This window comes from Desulfotomaculum defluvii (assembly GCF_054657375.1).
Genome location: NZ_BAAHYV010000008.1, coordinates 284,309 through 302,208, shown reverse-complemented (window position 1 = coordinate 302,208; position 17,900 = coordinate 284,309). Strand labels below are relative to the sequence as shown.

Here is a 17,900-nt window from a genome sequence, read left to right as displayed (position 1 = left end):
CGACGGGGTAGCAAAGAATTCCTTTGTAAAAAAAACACCCATTAGGGCGTTTTTTCCTATTTTCAATTGATTAACTCTCCTTATTCTACTGCAAATATCTGTGCCTACAAGGGCAAGGTAAAAATAAAGGTACTACCTTTGGAGTTGCTTTTTGCGTAAATTTTCCCACCATGGGTCTCAACAATGTGCTTACAAATTGACAACCCTAGACCTGTACCCCCCATCTCTCTACTTCTGGCCTTGTCAACACGGTAAAAGCGCTCAAATACCCGAGGTAAATTTTCTTCTGGAATACCTATACCAGTATCAGACACTGCCACTTTCACTTCTTCTTTGTTAAAGGTAATTGAAGTATAAACCTTTCCACCGGGAAGGGTATATTTTATGGCATTATCAAGTAGATTAATCATGACCTGCGATAGGAACCCCTGATCTCCGGGTACGGTGGGCAAATGATCCTGTATCTCCGTCGTTAATGTAATATTTTTTTCTTTGGCTCGTCCTTCAAACATCGTCATCATATTCCTGATTAGCTCAGCCAAATCAACAGGTTGTTTACTTAGCTTAGTGCTCCGATCTTCTAAACGGGACAGCTTTAATAGATCATCGATAAGATTTGCTAAGCGTTTCCCTTCGGCACTGATAATCTCCAAAAATTTTCGGGCAATTGTTGGTTCCTCAATGGCTCCATCCAATAGGGTTTCCACAAAACCATTAATGGATGTGAGGGGTGTTCTCAATTCATGGGAAACATTTGCTGCAAAATCAGTCCTCATACTTTCCAACTTCCGTCTCTCCGTTACGTCGGTTAGAAGACCAACTACCCCAATCTTCTCATCATTATTTCCCTTTAGGGGCGTAACATGGATACGAAACAACTTAGGCTTTGGTGTTAAGACCTGTAGTTCACTATTGGCAACCGGCTGCATCTCATGCAGCGCCTTTCTAAAAAGCTCTTCTAATTCGTGATTACGAATAACTTTTATAAGTTTATACCCTAGCCAATTTGATGCTTTGATGTTAAATATACCCTCTACCACGGGGTTGATCAAAATTACATGACCATGCTTATCTAGGGCAATGACCCCGTCCGCCATACTGTTTAAAATAGCTTGGGCACGGTTTCTTTCTTCGGTAATTACGTTTAAATTTTTTCTAAGTTGCCGGGCCATGTAGTTAATACTCCAGGCCAGATCATCTATTTCCTCTTCACCTTCTACCCGGATCTCAGTATCCAAAAAACCCCCAGCCATTTCCTGGGCTGCAGAGGTAATCTGTTCAACTGGCTTAATTAACCGTCTTAGCGTCAACCAAGCCATGAAAACTGTAATCCAAAAGGCTCCTAGCAGAACGGTAAGAAAATTGACCATGCCAAAGGAAAAAAGTAAAGTAAGCAGAAGATAGATAAAAAAAAGGCAGGCATAACTTGCTAAGGTTCGCTGCCTAATCCCCTTTAACACCCTTCTACTACCTCCTTGAAACGATAGCCGACTCCCCTAACAGTCTCAATAAATTGAGGTGCATTAGGTATTTGCTCCAATTTTTGTCGGATATGACGAATATGAACGTCTACCGTTCTAGAGTCACCGCCGAAATCATAACCCCAAATTTGCTCCAATAAGAAATCCCTTGTAAATACCTTGCCAGGGTTTTTAGCCATATACCTTAATAGCTCAAATTCCTTAGGCGTAAGATCTTGTTTTATGCCATTGTATGATACAATAAACCGCTCTTGGTCAATGGTTAGCTTGTCCACCGTAATTTTACCCGCATCATCTGATGCCTTATTTTCTACAGTGTGCCTCCTTAGGCGCGCCTTAATGCGGGCCAACAGCTCCCGTGGGCTAAAGGGCTTGGTAATATAATCATCTGCTCCCATTTCCAAGCCCAAGACTTTATCTAATTCCTCACCCCGGGCACTGAGCATAATGATGGGGATAACACGGGTGGTGCTTTGCTGATTTAAAGTGCGGCAGACAGCTAGACCATCCTGACCTGGCAGCATGACATCCAATAATATAATATCTGGAAGTTCTCTTTGGGCCATTACCAAGGCCGCATCCCCATCAGCAGCTAGAATTACTTCAAATCCTTCCCGTTCAAGATTATACTTAATTAACTCACGGATGGGTTGTTCATCATCCACCACAAGAACCTTGGGCATTACTTATCCCCTTTCTTTCGATTACTTTATCATAATCAATGATGCCATCCGACCAGTTTTTCCTTTTTCTGCACGATGAGAAAAAAACATATCATTATGACAAACAGTACACAGCCCGGCTGTAGTAATATTTTCCTGTTCAATTCCCGCCTCCAATAAAGCACTGCGGTTGGTTTCCCACAAGTCCAGTTGCCAGTGGTTGTCACCTACAGGTGTAAGCAGCTTTGGCCATTCTTTAAACTGGCTGGCTACCATTTGTTGAACTGGTTTATCCACTTGATAACAGCAGGGACCAATGGCTGGCCCAATTCCTACCAGAATATCCCTGGAGCTACAGCCAAAGGCCTTCATCATCTGCCGCACTGTTTCAGCGGCAATTCGCTGTACCGTCCCGCGCCAACCTGCATGAGCTAACCCCACGCATATTTTCACTGGATCATAAAAAAGTAGCGGTACACAATCAGCATAATAGCTGGAAAGAGGCACACCGGGTACATTAGTAATCAAAGCATCTGTGTCCGGTAAGGCTGTTTCATAATCAATGGCCCCCAGTCCACGGTGTTCTGTACCAACTACTTTGACCCGTTTGCCATGTACCTGAACAGCTGCAACAAGATCTTTATGGTTAATTCCCAATGCTTGGCAAGCTATTTTACGGTTGGTCCTAACATGCTCTGGATTATCACCCACATGAAAGGCCATGTTTAATTCTTGATAGGGTCGCTCACTAACGCCCCCCAATCTTGTAGTAAAACCATGGACAATTCGATTTTCCTTAGCAAAAGCATTGAACCGGATAAACTGACAATTATCCTTTTTGTCAACGGTTATTCCCTGCATTTAACTCAACCGCTCCTTAGCTAATATTCTCGTTAACATCCTCCTGTACAACCTCATTTATCTGGGCCTCAAACTGGGCCAATTGGCGTAACAGCACGGAATACTGGGTAGGAGACAGATTTCCCTGCATAATTCTGGACATCTTTTCATTAATGCTATGCCAGGTATCAACAAAAATTTCTGGCACAACTTGTTTTGGCAGATCGGGTGTCAAGTCGATTTTTTCTAACCAACCCGGTACTTGTGCCGAAATCCCTGATGTACTAATTAATCTTGTCAATTCAGCCGCAGCAGTGGTTTCACCATGCACCACAAATACCTTTTTTAAGTCTTTGGAGAACTGTTTTACCCAATTCAATAAGGCTGGTTGGTCGGCATGGGCAGAATAGCCATCGATATGGCGAATTTCCGCCTTGACGGCAACTTCCTCCCCGTGAATCCGGACTGTTTTTTCACCAGAGAGAATACGACGCCCTAGGGTTCCCTCTGCCTGATAACCCACAAATAAAACCATACATTCTGAACGCCAGAGATTATGTCGTAGGTGGTGTTTAATTCGCCCGGCATCACACATGCCACTGGCGGAAATAATGATGGCCCGGCCATTGTAAAAATTTAGTTGCCTTGATTCTTCCATAGACAGGGTGGTCTTGATGTTAGACATTTCCAAAGGGTTGTGTCCTAGGGCAATTAATTCCTTGGTTTCCTGGTCATAAATTTGCGTATTATTACGGAAAATTTCCGTAGCCCGGATGGCCATAGGACTATCTATATAAAGTGGCATATCTGGAATGGCATTTTTTATACGCAATTGATTGATACTGTACAGAATATCCTGGGTTCGCCCAGCGGCAAAGGCAGGGATAATTAACTTGCCACCCCTTTTATGGGTATCAATAATGGCTTTTTGCAGGAGCTCCAATTTGTTATCGATATCTTCATGCACTCGGTTGCCGTAGGTGGATTCCATAATGACATAATCTGCCTCAGCAATAAAAGAAGGGTCTTTAATAAAGGGTTGGTTTGTATTACCAATATCCCCGGAAAAGACGATCTTAGTTTCTTTGTTATTCTCCTTTACCCACATTTCAATAATAGAAGAACCTAAGATATGTCCGGCATCTCTAAAACAAACCCGAATATCCGGACTAATAGGAATCACCTCATTGTATTGAATCCTTTCAAAATAATTTAACGCCCGGGCACCATCTTCGGCGGTATAAATAGGTTCTATGGTTTTCCGTCCCTGTCGACGGTACTTACGGTTCTTTCGTTCAACCTCCATCTCTTGGATGTGCCCACAGTCAGGTAGTAATATTTCACATAAATCTACAGTGGCTGAGGTGGCAATAACTTTCCCTTTGAAGCCGTGCTTGATAAATTTAGGAATCAGACCACTATGATCAATATGGGAATGAGTCAATAAAATAAAGTCAACGCTAGAAGGTGCCAGAGGAAAATTACGGTAGTTGCGCTCTTTTATTTCCTTGGAGCCTTGAAACAAACCACAATCAACCAATAGACGGGTAGAACCTGTATCTACTAAGAAGCAAGAACCTGTAACGGTTTGGGCTGCTCCCAAAAACTGAATATACATTTATATAACCTCCCCCGTTCTAAACTCTACTACTTATTTCTTGAAAATATTACGAAAACCTTCATTTTTTTAGCTATTTGCCCTTAGCTTTTGGTCCTTAGCTTTTGGCCAATAGTAAAGGGCTAATAGCTAACTTGACAAATCTGTAAGATACTTTTACTCTAAGTATGGTCATACTATTGATGTTTAACACGGAGGTGTTCACTATGCCTATATATGAATTTCGTTGTAAACACTGTGACCATCGGTTTCAGAAACTCTGCTCCCTAGGTGAAAACGGAGAAAACATTGCCTGTCCTTCTTGTAAAGCTGATAACCCTATAAGGGTAATGTCTGGTTTTACTCTAAACAATCCTGGCGCACTAGCGGGTAGCCGTGGTGACAGTTGCCGTGGTTGTACTTCCAGTAATTGCGATGGCTGTAGAAGCTAATCCCCGGGGATGAAAATTCCCCCGGGGATTTTTCTTTATAGACTTAAGCAGCGTACTTCAGCCATATCAATACGGATACGGCTTCTGTTGGTAGGGCGGGGAGTAAAGGTGAATACCAGTTCTGCATTTACCGCTGTACCGGGAACATCCCCTGTGGTAAAGGTAAATAATTCGAAGCGTTCATCTTCAATAATAGCTGGTGAAAAAGGTCCTTGAGGAGCTACACCAACCACCCTACCGGACCTGTCACGGAAAAGTGCTTGAATGCCAAATTGGAAGTTACCAACGCGGGAACCCTCGACATCTTCAGCGACCCGGAAACTTATCCGGTTATTACTACCAGCCGTGATAGGAAAGGTTTGAGAGAGTGTCGATCGTTCACTGGGGTCATTACCCATCTCTACTGAGTATCGACCACTAAAGGCAATGTTAGAACGACGAACATTACTGGCACTCCAGCCAGCTGGCTGAGTAGCTGTACGCCAGCTTTCAAAACTGCTATTAGTTAGCAGGTTTTCACCAGTACAGGCACCGGGACCAGGTGGTCTTGTGGGTTGTGGTGTCGGTGTAACTCCAGCGCGAATTCTAAATCTTCCTCTTATGGACTGATTTCTGAAACCTTGGGCAACATTAATAGCATCTAGAATAAAATTACCCGCTGCAACCTGGTTACCTAAATTATTAATTTGATCCCAAGTATAACGGTAGATAGCATATTGATTTGGACGAATTGTTACAGTACCGGATTGTTGAGTAAAAAATCTGCCTCGGGAGTAACGCCAAACCTCAACAAGGTCGGCAGCCCTGCGGACAATCAGATCAAACCGTTGGCCGGTGGAATATCGTAAAGTAATGGGACGGTTGGTTACATTGATTTTGTATAGAGTAATGGGAATCCGTTCCCCCCGGGCGAAATCACCATCACCAATCACTAAAATATACAGCAAACCATTCACTAGTCTGCTAGTATATTGGGCACCACTAATACCTTGCACCCTTAAGACGGTATTAATGGTGGTGCTGTACTGAGTGGCTAATTGGGATTCAATTTGATTGTCAAACTGATTGGATAGTTCAGCTGCTTCTTCTTGATTCTCGTTACTGATGATGTCTTCTTCTCCATTGGGAACCGTTAATTGTTGTCCCACATTAATCAGATTAATGTTTGAAACCTGAGGATTTAATTGTTGAAGTTCCGAGATTGAAATGCCATATTGCTGGGCTATTCTTGAGAAAGTATCCCCTGGTTGCACAATATATACTGCCATCACTGTCCCTTCCTTTCGACAAAAGTCTTTAGCACATTCTATGCCGCAATAAAGGAAAGTGTGAATGCGACAGCGGGGACGGTTCTCTCTGTCGCATTTTAAGTTTGTGACTTTATGATTTTTGCGACAGGGAGAACCGTCCCCGCTGTCGCACAATCGTACGCATTAGACTAACTATAGCTATGCATCCCAGGCATCAGCCAGGTAACACCAAACAGGGTAAAAATCACTGCAACAAAGCCAAAGATGGCAAGCCAGGCAGTACGTCTTCCCTGCCAACCTCTAGTAAAACGCCCATGCAAGAATAGGGCATAGACCAGCCAGGTGATCAGTGCCCAGGTTTCCTTAGGGTCCCAACTCCACCAGGTACCCCAGGCCTGTTCGGCCCATACTGCTCCAGTGATCAATACCAGGGTTAGGAAGACAAAACCAAAGGCAATCACCCGGTACAGTAGTTTATCTAATGTTTCTGTGTTTGGTAGTAGGGAGACCCCCTGGGCTAAGGCTGTATTGCCAGGCCCACTGGAACCAAGGGATAGTGGCTGGGTATCTCTGATTAAATAAAGTACACCAATCCCAAAGGATACCCCAAAGGCACCATAGGCCAGCACTGCCGTAGCCACGTGGGAGTGTAACCAATAACTTTGTAAAGCAGGCATCAGGGGTCTCACTGCGCCATTCATTATGCTAGCAGCTGCCAATAACAGCACCGCCACTGGCACAACCACCGTACCCAGTAAAGGTACCGGATGTTTTTGCTGGGTGACTAGGTAGGCTAAAATAACACCCCAGGCAAAAAAGATAACAAACTCGTACATATTGACAAAGGGTAACCGTTGAACGGTTATAGTTCGTATGATCAGGCCTGCTGTATGGGCTAGAAAACCTATCCCCACAGTTAGGATGGCCCATTTAACCAGTGGCAATTTTTCGGTTACAGCATAAATCAAAAATAGCATGGCCCCTAGGGCATAAAGACAAAGGGTTGCATCAAAGGTAAGTTGTTCAGTTATTGGTATCATGTGTGAAGAGAACACTCCTCCTGGGAAATCCCACTTAGTTTTTCTAATAGCTGTTCTTCTTGTTTCTTTCCCCATATTCGGTGCTGGGCGGCCAATCGAAGCTCTGTACCTGAGGTGCTTGGGCCTAGGAGCAGCCAAATTTGATTAGGCTTAACATAAAGACATACGGGTAATGCCATTAGGAACAGGATAAAACCCAACCATATGAGGGGTAAACCTGGGTCCTTCTTTATCTGTAAACCAGTATAGGGGGTACGGTTTGTGAAGACCACTTGGTTATCCATTAAATCGATTGGCACTTCCAATTCTGCTATACCCATGGAAAAGGGCATTCCATTGCTGTAAACAACATATCTAGGCCAGCGAACCTCCAATTCCAACTGGGCAGGACCCCCTAATAAAATTCGTTCCCCTTCTTCGATATTAAAATTAAAGGTATGTTTCTCATCCCTTACGGCACCCTGCAATTGATAGCCGTAGGATGTCTGGTAGATCTTGACACCTTGATAATTAAGTGGATGGTTTACTGAAACAGCTTTTTCCAGTTTTTTTTCGTTGGCTAACAAAACTTCAATTAAAGAAGTATATTGTTTGGGTGTCCCATCCTCATACTGTTCAATAGAAAACTTTTTAACCTGAATATCAAAGGGAAAACCCTGCTGACTTAGCTCTGCCCTCCCCGGAGCAGTAACTTCTACATATTGCTCATGACCCCAAATTGCACCTACGACACTGCCTGCGATGATGAAAATCATGGCCAAGTGCAACAGAGGAGAAGCCAAATTGGACCAGGTTTTCTTTTTACCGGTTAGCAGTAATTGATCTTGCTTAACCTTAGAGGTTCGAATTCGAAATCCCAGTCGACGCAATTCTTTTGTTGCCTCCTGGATTGCTTTTTGAGGTGGGCAATTTTCCAAAGTTACAATTCTATGCTGACCCTGCTTAGTTAATACCTTGACAACGCCTTGCTCTCTTTTTATCAGCCCTTTAATACGCTTTGCCATACATCCCAGCATATTTAGAGTTAATAGGGCGCTTAACCCTAGAAACCAGGGTGAAACAAAGATCCCCGACTGAAAGGTTCCCAATATAGAAAGGGCAATTAACAAACACAAAAGAATTAATCCTAGGGACATGGAGGTCAAAAAACCCCATGTCCCTATAATGGATGAAGATATTTTAATCATTATTCGGCAGACCCCCGTGCTTTTTCGGCTGTTTGAATGGCTTGATGAGCCAAATCGATGGACTTACTCAGAAACATTGCTGCTTCCTGGCGGTTATGGAAACCCATGCCATTGGCTGTGGCAACCCAATCCCACATCCACTGGGACTGACGATGTAACTGCCTTGCTTCCTCAAGTAATTTCTCATCAACACCCGGTGCAGCCGCTGCCTCTTTGATGGCATTAACCGCCTTAACATTAGTATTACCAGCGATGTCCAAAATCTCGTGGTGTTGGTCCTGAATCTTATAAACCATATTCTTTAGTTGCTCTGTGCCCTCCCTGTGACACTGGGTACAGCTTTTCTCCATTGTGTGTACCGGACTGGTAAACCAGTGGGAAGAAATTTTGGTATCTTCCTGGACTATGTAAGGCATGTGGCAATCTGCACAGGCCACACCCGCAGACTCATGCACACTGCCCTGAAATAATTCATAATCAGGGTGCCTAGCCTTTAACATGGGCGTCTGAGACTCCGGATGGATCCATTCTGTAAAATTTATTTTTTCATAGTAGGCCAGTACTTCATCTGCCTTTAGACCATTATCCCAGGGGAAGGTAGTCTTCTTGGTATCCTTCTGGAAGTAGTAGGTTACATGACACTGGGCACATACTAGAGAGCGCATTTCCTGCCTGCTAGCTTTGGTAATATCTTTACCCTGACGCTCAAAGGCTTCTATGAGAGCTGGCCGACTGATTCGTAAATCATTGGTTTTCGGATCATGGCAATCAGAGCAACCAATGGGATGTTTCACCAGCTTGTACATTTCACTAAAGGGTTTGCTATAAAAATCATCTCCATAGGTATTGATCAACCTAGGCACTTCAGTGGCCTTGCAGGTTAAACAGGCCCCACCAGTCTTAGTTCGCTTGGGGTTAATGGCTCCTATATCCTGTACCGCATAGAAGTGACTTCTGGGTTCATAAAACTCTTCTCCGTAACCAGTACCGGCATAAAGAACCCTTAAGTATGGTTGGATTTCCAATTTATCGGTTCTATTGTTACCGCCATATTTAGTCTTAGTTTCAGTTTTACCACCTTCATTAAAGCTTTCCCAGTGCCTTGGGTAGTACTTACCCCACACTTCACTGGCTTCGTAATTATCTTGTATTTCCTTGGGGTTAATCTTTTTGGCTGCTTCACTTAAGGTTCTATTATTTATGGTAAATGCGGTATATACTGCCCCAAGAACCATTGCCGCCACCACCACAGACAATGCTATGATCAATTTTTTGTTCCTCATGGCTAATTATTCACTCTCCTTCTGTAGATACCAGTATCGGCTGTGTGGTATGTTTTGATGGCAGTCGTAACAGTCCTTACCACGGTCATTCTTGGGATATCCAACGACCTCCATTACTTTGGCGTGACAACGGAGGCAGTTATCATTTACCACATTGGAACCGTGACCACTTATTTCAATCCTGTCCGGTATTCGACCAAGGATCATATATACACCATCCCTTGTCCCTGTAAAGGCTTTGTAAAAGGCTCCGGGAATGAAACTATGTGGAATATGGCAATCCCCACATGTGGCGTGTTCACTATGCTCAGAGGCCATATAGGTATCAACCCAGGGGTCCATTATGTGGCAACTGCCACAAAATTTAGGCCCATCCAATTGTTTTGAAATAAATGGAATTTTAATTGCCAGTATACTTCCTAGGCCTAACACTGCCAGCACCAGCAATATTTGCAACACCCTTTTCATGCAACCAATTCCTTTGTAAAGTAATTCCTCTATTTGAAACTTGCTTTAGACTTTCCATGATTTTGCTTATTTATACTTTGAACCTCAAGTGAAATGCTGATTTATAAAATATTGCTATATTTTTCTTACTCCATTACAATGATATAAAATTATGCAGGGCAAACTATTAAAAAAATAAAGTTTGTTATGAGGTGCTGATATGTACAAAGAATTGAGTCAATATTACGACTTCATTTTTCCGACGGGTCAAGGTCAACTTGATTTCCTCAAGCAGGTGTTTGATGATTTGGGTGTAAGTAGGGTATTGGATCTGGCCTGTGGATCGGGAAACTATTCTTTGGAGTTTGCAAAATGGGGTCTTTCGGTTGTTGGTCTAGACTATGAACAAGAAATGATTCGATTGGCCCGGGAAAAGGCCAGAAAATTAGGTTTAGATGTTAACTTTGTGACCGGTGATATGAGAAACCTAGAAGATATAGAAGGTAAGTTTGATGCAGTGATCTGCATCGGCAATTCCTTGCCCCATCTCTTAACCGATAAAGATCTGACTACAGCTCTGACTCAAATGAAAGAAAAGCTCTACCACGGGGGGACACTAATTATTCAAACCGTAAACTATGATCGAATCCTCAAGGGTAATATTACGCAGCTTCCTGATATTGTTAACAACAAAGCAAACATCATTTTTACCCGGCAATACGATTTTCGTTCTGATGCAATCATTGATTTTAAAACAACTCTCATAAAAAACGAGCCCGACGGCAGCCAACGTAGTTTAGTTTCAAACCAGATACCTTTACGTCCTTTAACCCGTTCGAATCTGGAAAAACTTTTACAAGCCGTTGGCTTTGAAGATACCCAAGTGTTTGGCGGCTTTAATCACAAACCCCACGGTTGGGATAGTCAAGCTACAGTTATTCAAACCTTCCGCAGAAGATCCTTTAAGTTATAATCATTGATAGGAGTTTTGTGATGGAAACTACTTTAAAATATTTACAAAGGGTACCTCTCTTCTTCGACTTATCTGAGCAACAATTACTGGAAATATCCAACCTTCTATTGGAAAGAAGTTACCAAAAGGGACGCATCATTTTTATGGAGGGTGAACCAGGTGAAGCACTTTATGTATTAAAATCGGGACTTATAAAGTTGACCAAAAGGCTGGAAGACGGCCGTGAGCATATCTTACATTTTGTCAACCCAGGTGAGGTCTTTGCAGAAGTGGTCCTTTTTGAAGGGGGCAATTACCCGGCTACTTCTGAATGCCAGGAGGATTGCGTTGTTGGTGTGCTGCGAAATAAAGATATTGAGAGACTTATTAGCCAGAACCCAAATATGGCTATCAGTATGCTGCGCATCATGTCCCGCCGCCTGCGAACTGCCCAGGAAAAGGTAATGAATTTAGCCCTACATGATACTGCCCGGCGCTTGGCCTTTACCTTATTGAAAATGTCCCAGGAAAACGGTATTACAAAGGAGTACGGTACCCTCATCAACATGAACCTGACAAACCAGGAACTGGCCAGCTTAACCGGTAGTTCTCGGGAAACTATTAACCGGATGTTAAACAGCTTTAAGCGGGCCGGAGCCATTGATGTGGAGCGGCAGCAGATTGTAGTGTTAAATAAGAATAAGTTAGAGGATTTATTACGTTAAGAGCACCGTGCCTGAGCACGGTGCTTTAGTTTAGCTTTTCATATTTCGAATTAGAACAAAACCCAAAACAACTGCTGCCACAGCAATGGCTCCATTTAGCAGCCAGCCATTTCTCTCTGTCCAAGGTTTTTCAACTGGTACAAAACTTTGATTAATCTCTTGGTCACTGGGTTTTAATAAAGGTAAATCCTTTTGATTTACTAAATTGGAAAATTTCTTCAGATCGTACTGAGGTGCCTTGCTCTCTACGTTGCCGTACCAGAGGTGGCTTACTCCTACAGGAAGGTCTACCAAAATCTTAGGTATCTCTCCCCACTGAGTTATGTCCTTTATCTCTAACGGAGGGCTATCTTGATTATGAATAAACATCCTGATATATCTACCACAGGCTTGTTTAATGGGCAGGTCCCCCTCTATAGCATTGTAATCCGACCATTGATAATGATAAATTCGACCAGCTGACAAGTCAAACCATGTATCCCCATCGTAACTGTGAAAGACTTCGACGTCTCGTTCATAGTTTCTCCCAGCAATCTCCAGATTTAGATGATCAACAAAATAACCCTTCACTCCTAAATCGATGGTCACTATTGTTTCCTTTTCATACTGTTCAATTTTACTTATTTTACCTGGCAAAGGAGAAAAGTCTTTCTCCTCTACTGGAGTGTAGCCGATTTTTGCTTCAGTAATGGCCAAGGTTTTTTGCCCCTCGGCATCAATAGTAACCCGGATCAGTCGATAATCCACCTGGGGGTACACTATTTTTGTATCCAGCAAATCTTTTGCCACTGAAAAAATTTTATCTTTATGTATCAGTTGCCAATTCTTATTATCACTACTCCCTTCAACTTTAACTTCCCGTAGGAAGTCCTGATCTGTATCCACAGATAACCAAATCATATTATTTAGGGTGGGCTTGTGTAGGTCAAAGGTTATGCTGGAGTACTGATTTTCTTTCGTCACATTATTTAAAATTCCGGCATCAGAGTTAACCCCACCGGTACTACCTTGGCTATAGCAAATTTCAGAAGTGGGCAGTAAAAGCTGGTAAGGTAGTTCTTGACCCCGGTCATTGGTAATTCTTAGATCATCTAAATCATTTTTAGTGTGAGCCAATATGTCAGAATCCAGCTGTATGGCATGCATTCCTTCCTTATCAGCCTTGACGGTTTTATTAAATTGCCAATTTGTTTCTTGAAAGTCGGCATAGGCAGGTACAGCCCAAAATAACAAAGTTATAATTAGTAATAAACTTTTTCTCATACTCGTTCCCCTTTATCCCGACGTTGGTAAATGAAAGAAACCCCAACCAAGATACTTCCCACAATGATGAGGATAAGGATGCGAAAAATCATGTCCAAGCCGCTCAAATCGAAAAATATAACTTTACAAGTGGTAAGGCCAAAAAGGATCAGGGACATATAGCGAAATCCTTTGAGATCCCGGATTAATCCTAATGCCAGCAAGAAAAGGGCAAAGGCAACCCAAGCTAAGGAAATCGAAAAAGCCAAAGAGTAGTCCAGCCTAAAGTAGGCAAGGGCATTCTCGACCTCCCAGGTTATCTGTTTCACTGCCAAAATAGTACCTAACACCGCTGCGGGCCACACTAATTTACATTCCGGTTCAGGAATATCTTGATCATGATAGAATAGATGGGCCACAAAAAAGAAACCTAGAATGGACAGGTTGGCCGCCAAAGAGTAATTATTAACCAGGGGTAACGGTAACTGAACTACCCCAAAATAGGGATAATCATCCATGTGGACTATCAGGGCTACAAGTACCAGTAAGGCAAGACCTGCCCTACGAACCCAAAGGTTTTTCACCTTTAAACCACCATAGATTAAAACCAAAGCTTCTACCAGCCAAGCCAGTTCAGTGATCCATTGATCCTCCAGTTGCAAAGGGATGGCAATGGTGACAAAGGCTAATCCCGTACCCAGCAGTGAAAGGAAGAGTAGATCATCTCCTTTTTTCCTCCTTTTAAGGCCCAAAGCTACCATGAGATAAAGTAAAGCCAAGGTGATGGCAAAGAAACCAAGCCAGTCCCGATACCGTCCATCTAAATTCCCAGCACTGGCTGAAAAAAAGAAAGCCGCATTGAGAACTAACAACAAAACGTCTCGAGAACCTGTCGGTCTTTGGTGGCGCACATTGTATAAGAAAACCAAGGTGCCAAATATTATAAAGTATAAAGTTAAATAACATTGATTTAACCAGATGTCAGTAGTATTGCTCAGCCCCTGGCTTAGAGCATAAACCAGTACAGTACCCACAAAAGCTAATTGATTAAGAATACGCCACTGCTTGTGAAAGGCGAGGTAGAGAATAGCTAAATCTAGCACCGTTATATACCCTAATAGGGCTGCCGGGTTAGCTTCTTCACTGCCGATTAAAAAGGGTGCTAAAAAACCTGCCATTGTGGACAGCACCGCAACCCCCAAGGCTTGCTGTCTGACCGAAAGTATACCACCAGCCATGGTAGTTAAAATCAATAATGCAAAGGCAGTTCCGGAACCAATTAGGTGATAATAATTTGCTGCGGCAAAGGTAGTTAAGTAGACTATGCCAATACCGCCACCAGTAAAACCCTGGGAAAAATAGCGATAATTTCGTCTCATTAGGATGTCCCCACTGACCAAAAAAACCACACCAGTCAAGTAACCAATAACCATTCTGCCCAGTTCACCAATCCACTGATTGTCAAAGGAATATTTAAGAAAATAAGCCAATCCGAAGAGTAAAATGATTACCCCCACCCGGTTCAATAGCTTTCCTCCAATTAGGCTCTCTAAGCTTTCCTTAACTAGGCTGGTTTTCATCTTCTGGGAGGTAACATTGATCCTGTTTTTCAGATGGTTATCTGACAGAGTGGTCACAGGTCTTTGGCCCATAGCTTGTTTTGGTTTATTGGAACTTTCTTCCAGTATAGCCACCCGTGCCTTTAATCGATCCACTTCGACTGTTAATACCTCTATCTTTTCCAGTAGCTGTTTATCCTCTGTCATACTTCACCACCTCTATACTTCTTTAACTGATAAAATTCGCAGCACTATAGGAAAATTCCTTTAAATTACTTAGACTAGTTAGCTTTATACCCTGGCTGTGAGCATTCTATCCAGTAGTAATACTAATTATTTTAATTTTTTTGCTCCCTCATGAAGGATTATTTGTTTTTGTAAAGAATAACTTACATAAAATAAATTTAATGTAATTAATAATTTACCTCCGAGCTAAGTTATCCTACGACGAAGGTTATGGTCTCTTAGCCGATAGGGTTCACCTGGAAACGGGTGTGCCTCCCGTGCGGAAAGGTGGTAAGGTATATTTGTTATGCCTAAAACCGCACTTGATGCGGTTTTATTTATTTTCTTTGTTCTCCGATACATAATGCCTAAGGTTTTTACTACGGTGTTTTGTACGATAGGGTTAATCTGGAAACGGGTTAGCCTCCCCTTTGGAAAGGAGAGCATTTACCTGCCTTTATTTTAAAGGGTTGGTTAGTGCTGCTTATTAAGGGGTACTAACCAACCCTTTAATTATTTTCATACAGGTTCGCGCCTGTTCCCCCATAACTATTGGGGTTCTTTTTAATAAAAATTGCCTGTAACTATCTAATTTCAGGTAATAACAATATATTTTTATGGAGCGAGGCTAAGCTAAACATATGGAAATAAGTTGTTTTGATAATTGTGTTTATGTTACTGGTAATGCTAGAACATCGGAACGCTCCACTGTAGGTAAGCAAACTGAAGTTTTCGCCGTTGAAGTTGTCATAAACATTGCAACAGATCAGATTGTGGAGGCATCCTGTACCCTTGTAACCGAATTAGGAAGACAGTTTGTACGAAAACTTTTGATTGGTCATAACTTCATCCTAGGATTAGAAGAAATTATCCGAGACATAGATTTGTACTATCAAGCATTACCTAAAAAATCATTGATAGCCGCTTTAAAAGATGCAAACAACAAATATAAAAATTTCAAAAAGAAAGTTACCTTATAACTTTATAGGTAAATTAAAGTTAGTTTTACCGTTCCGGACAAAAAGTCTATCACTTCCTTTTTGTCTGTAAAACGGCAAGAGCCTAACATCTAAGAACTTTATGGGTTTTTAGAGGTTGGGTTTTCCTCCAACCGGACAACCCTACAGGAGGTGTTATTTTACACAAAAATATCCGGAGACCTAGTTCGAAACAGCAGAATTAATTTTTGGAGGGATAAAAAATGAATCAAATTGGTTTATTTATTAATGGAGAATGGGTAAAAACTAATCAAAAAGAACTAGTTTTAAATAAAGCCACTGGTGAGGCCATAGCTGAAATATGCGTTGCTGGTCCTGATGAGATTGATCAAGCTGTTACTGCAGCCTATACAGCTTATAAAAAGGAGAAACTTGCTCCTTACCGTCGGTATGAAATTCTGAAACGTGCCAGCGAATTACTTATGGAGCGTCAAGAGGATTTAGGCCTTACAATAGCCCTGGAAGTTGGCAAAACTTTGCAAGAAGCAAAGGGAGAAGTGGCACGGGCAGCACAAACCCTTCTGGTTTCAGCAGAGGAAAGTAAAAGAGTTCAAGGAGAAATTGTTCCCATTGCTGGTTCCCCGGGGAATGAAAACCGTACTGCTTGGACCATGAGAGTCCCCGTTGGGGTAGTTTGTGCCATTACCCCCTTTAACGTACCAGCAAACCTAACCTGCCATAAAATTGGACCGGCCATTGCTGCCGGCAATACCGTTGTTTACAAACCAGCCAGTGCAACTCCCATCATTGGGGCAAAACTGTGTGAAATATTTGTTGAAGCGGGATTGCCTGCTGGGCATCTAAATATGGTTATGGGACCTGGTTCTGTGGTAGGTGAGGCTTTGGCTAAGGATGAAAGAATTGCCTATTACAGCTTTACTGGTAGTGCTGCTGTGGGTATGAATTTAAAAAATTCTGTGGGCTTCAGAAAGGTTTCACTAGAATTAGGTTCAAACGCTCCCACCATTGTTCATAAGGATGCTGATATTTCTCGGGCAGCAGAATCCTTAACTAGATCTGCCTTCGCCAATGCTGGTCAGCTTTGCATCTCTGTACAAAGAGTATATGTACACAGTGATGCTTATGAGGAGTTTTGTGCCAAGGCTGTGGCTCTAACAAAAACTCTAAAAATGGGTAACCCTCTGGACCCTACCACCGACATTGGCCCCATGATCAGCGAAAAGGAAGCTATTCGGGCAGAACAATGGATTCAAGAAGCAGTGGCAGAAGGTGCCGAAATACTGGTGGGTGGTCATCGGAACGGGCCCTTCTTAGCACCTACAATCTTAACTAAGGTTCAACCTAAAATGAAATGTAGCTGCAATGAGTTGTTTGCGCCAGTCTTTAATATAGTGCGCTATGACAACATAGACGACGCTATCGCCCTTGCCAATAATTCCAATTATGGACTTCAAGCTGCTATTTTCACCAATTCCCTTGATTTAGCTATCCGTGCTGCTGAAGAACTAGAAGCAGGTGGCGTAATTATCAACGATCCTTCTACTTTCCGGGCAGATTTGATGCCCTATGGGGGTTGGAAACAGAGTGGCATAGGTAAAGAAGGTCCTCGTTATGTCATTGAAGAGATGACAGAAGAAAAGATTATCGTTATTAATAAATAACCTTTAGGGAATCAACCCTAAACTTTCATAATTGAACTCCATGTATTGGGCCTATCATAGGCAAACCTGCGGTAATTCCGCAGGTTTTCTTTTTGTTGCTAACCGCACACGATCTTCAATCACAAACCACTGATGAAAATGCGCCCCCGATTTCACCCTGCACTTGTCAAGAGTTATTATCGGCGCTCCGACAAAGTCCCTCTGGGGATAACGATAGCACGCGTGTATTGCACCAGTTTCGATTCTTGCAAGTATTTCAAAGGAAAATAAAAAGACTCGGCAGGGCCGAGTAAAATAAAAAAGCGGGGTATGCTTTTGCACAAAAATGATTATACGAC

The 17,900-nt window shown here is 42.5% G+C and carries 16 protein-coding genes and 2 riboswitches; of the genes, 5 read left to right on the top strand and 11 right to left on the bottom strand.

Annotation, left to right across the window (positions count from 1 at the left end):
• Positions 1–104: 104 nt before the first annotated feature.
• Genes pnpS through ACYQ03_RS16825 form a run of 4 tightly spaced genes read right to left on the bottom strand, consistent with a single transcriptional unit; the run spans position 105 to position 4,601 of the window.
• Entirely contained in the window at positions 105–1,460 is a 1,356-nt protein-coding gene (gene pnpS, locus ACYQ03_RS16840; RefSeq protein WP_459911120.1) for a two-component system histidine kinase PnpS, read from the bottom strand.
• Positions 1,454–2,164, bottom strand: coding sequence for a winged helix-turn-helix domain-containing protein (locus ACYQ03_RS16835; protein WP_459911119.1), 711 nt, complete (start codon positions 2,162–2,164; stop codon positions 1,454–1,456). The genes pnpS and ACYQ03_RS16835 overlap by 7 nt, the downstream gene beginning before the upstream one ends.
• A gap of 21 nt (positions 2,165–2,185) precedes the next feature.
• Positions 2,186–3,004, bottom strand: a complete 819-nt coding sequence (gene pgeF / locus ACYQ03_RS16830) for a peptidoglycan editing factor PgeF (protein WP_459911118.1) — start codon at positions 3,002–3,004, stop codon at positions 2,186–2,188.
• A 16-nt stretch (positions 3,005–3,020) separates the two neighbouring features.
• Complete coding sequence (locus ACYQ03_RS16825; RefSeq protein WP_459911117.1) at positions 3,021–4,601, bottom strand: MBL fold metallo-hydrolase RNA specificity domain-containing protein; 1,581 nt, start codon at positions 4,599–4,601, stop codon at positions 3,021–3,023.
• A gap of 206 nt (positions 4,602–4,807) precedes the next feature.
• Between ACYQ03_RS16825 and ACYQ03_RS16820 the strand changes: the two genes are divergently transcribed.
• Positions 4,808–5,032: an FmdB family zinc ribbon protein gene (locus ACYQ03_RS16820; protein WP_459911116.1), complete on the top strand. Its 225-nt coding sequence runs from the start codon at positions 4,808–4,810 to the stop codon at positions 5,030–5,032.
• Positions 5,033–5,067: 35 nt separating this feature from the next.
• Here the strand turns inward: ACYQ03_RS16820 and ACYQ03_RS16815 are convergent, their stop codons facing one another.
• The 5 genes from ACYQ03_RS16815 to ACYQ03_RS16795 all read right to left on the bottom strand — a co-directional run bounded on the left by ACYQ03_RS16815 (position 5,068) and on the right by ACYQ03_RS16795 (position 10,260).
• Positions 5,068–6,300, bottom strand: coding sequence for a BsuPI-related putative proteinase inhibitor (locus ACYQ03_RS16815; protein ID WP_459911115.1), 1,233 nt, complete (start codon positions 6,298–6,300; stop codon positions 5,068–5,070).
• 170 nt (positions 6,301–6,470) lie between these two features.
• Entirely contained in the window at positions 6,471–7,322 is an 852-nt protein-coding gene (gene ccsB, locus ACYQ03_RS16810; protein WP_459911114.1) for a c-type cytochrome biogenesis protein CcsB, read from the bottom strand.
• On the bottom strand, positions 7,319–8,509 hold the full coding sequence (locus ACYQ03_RS16805) for a cytochrome c biogenesis ResB family protein (protein WP_459911113.1): 1,191 nt from the start codon (positions 8,507–8,509) through the stop codon (positions 7,319–7,321). The genes ccsB and ACYQ03_RS16805 overlap by 4 nt, the downstream gene beginning before the upstream one ends.
• Positions 8,509–9,792 (bottom strand): ammonia-forming cytochrome c nitrite reductase subunit c552, encoded by a 1,284-nt coding sequence (locus ACYQ03_RS16800; protein ID WP_459911112.1) that lies wholly within the window; start codon positions 9,790–9,792, stop codon positions 8,509–8,511. The genes ACYQ03_RS16805 and ACYQ03_RS16800 overlap by 1 nt, the downstream gene beginning before the upstream one ends.
• A gap of 6 nt (positions 9,793–9,798) precedes the next feature.
• Positions 9,799–10,260, bottom strand: a complete 462-nt coding sequence (locus ACYQ03_RS16795) for a NapC/NirT family cytochrome c (protein WP_459911111.1) — start codon at positions 10,258–10,260, stop codon at positions 9,799–9,801.
• 199 nt (positions 10,261–10,459) lie between these two features.
• On the opposite strand from ACYQ03_RS16795, the gene ACYQ03_RS16790 reads away from it, so the two are divergent.
• Both ACYQ03_RS16790 and ACYQ03_RS16785 read left to right on the top strand, forming a co-directional pair.
• Positions 10,460–11,212, top strand: a complete 753-nt coding sequence (locus ACYQ03_RS16790; RefSeq protein ID WP_459911110.1) for a class I SAM-dependent methyltransferase — start codon at positions 10,460–10,462, stop codon at positions 11,210–11,212.
• 20 nt (positions 11,213–11,232) lie between these two features.
• A complete protein-coding gene (locus tag ACYQ03_RS16785) occupies positions 11,233–11,916 on the top strand; it encodes a Crp/Fnr family transcriptional regulator (protein ID WP_459911109.1) in 684 nt (227 codons plus the stop codon).
• Between the two features lie 30 nt (positions 11,917–11,946).
• Here ACYQ03_RS16785 and ACYQ03_RS16780 read toward each other — a convergent pair whose 3' ends face one another.
• On the bottom strand, positions 11,947–13,179 hold the full coding sequence (locus tag ACYQ03_RS16780; RefSeq protein ID WP_459911108.1) for a hypothetical protein: 1,233 nt from the start codon (positions 13,177–13,179) through the stop codon (positions 11,947–11,949).
• Entirely contained in the window at positions 13,176–14,924 is a 1,749-nt protein-coding gene (locus ACYQ03_RS16775) for a DUF2339 domain-containing protein (RefSeq protein WP_459911107.1), read from the bottom strand. Before ACYQ03_RS16775 ends, ACYQ03_RS16780 begins: the two co-directional genes overlap by 4 nt.
• Positions 14,925–15,130: 206 nt before the next feature.
• Positions 15,131–15,249, top strand: a riboswitch (molybdenum cofactor riboswitch).
• Between the two features lie 33 nt (positions 15,250–15,282).
• Positions 15,283–15,400, top strand: a riboswitch (molybdenum cofactor riboswitch).
• A gap of 183 nt (positions 15,401–15,583) precedes the next feature.
• On the opposite strand from ACYQ03_RS16775, the gene ACYQ03_RS16770 reads away from it, so the two are divergent.
• On the top strand, positions 15,584–15,922 hold the full coding sequence (locus ACYQ03_RS16770) for a DUF3870 domain-containing protein (RefSeq protein ID WP_459911106.1): 339 nt from the start codon (positions 15,584–15,586) through the stop codon (positions 15,920–15,922).
• 221 nt (positions 15,923–16,143) lie between these two features.
• Positions 16,144–17,562: an aldehyde dehydrogenase family protein gene (locus ACYQ03_RS16765; protein ID WP_459911105.1), complete on the top strand. Its 1,419-nt coding sequence runs from the start codon at positions 16,144–16,146 to the stop codon at positions 17,560–17,562.
• Positions 17,563–17,900 lie beyond the last annotated feature (338 nt).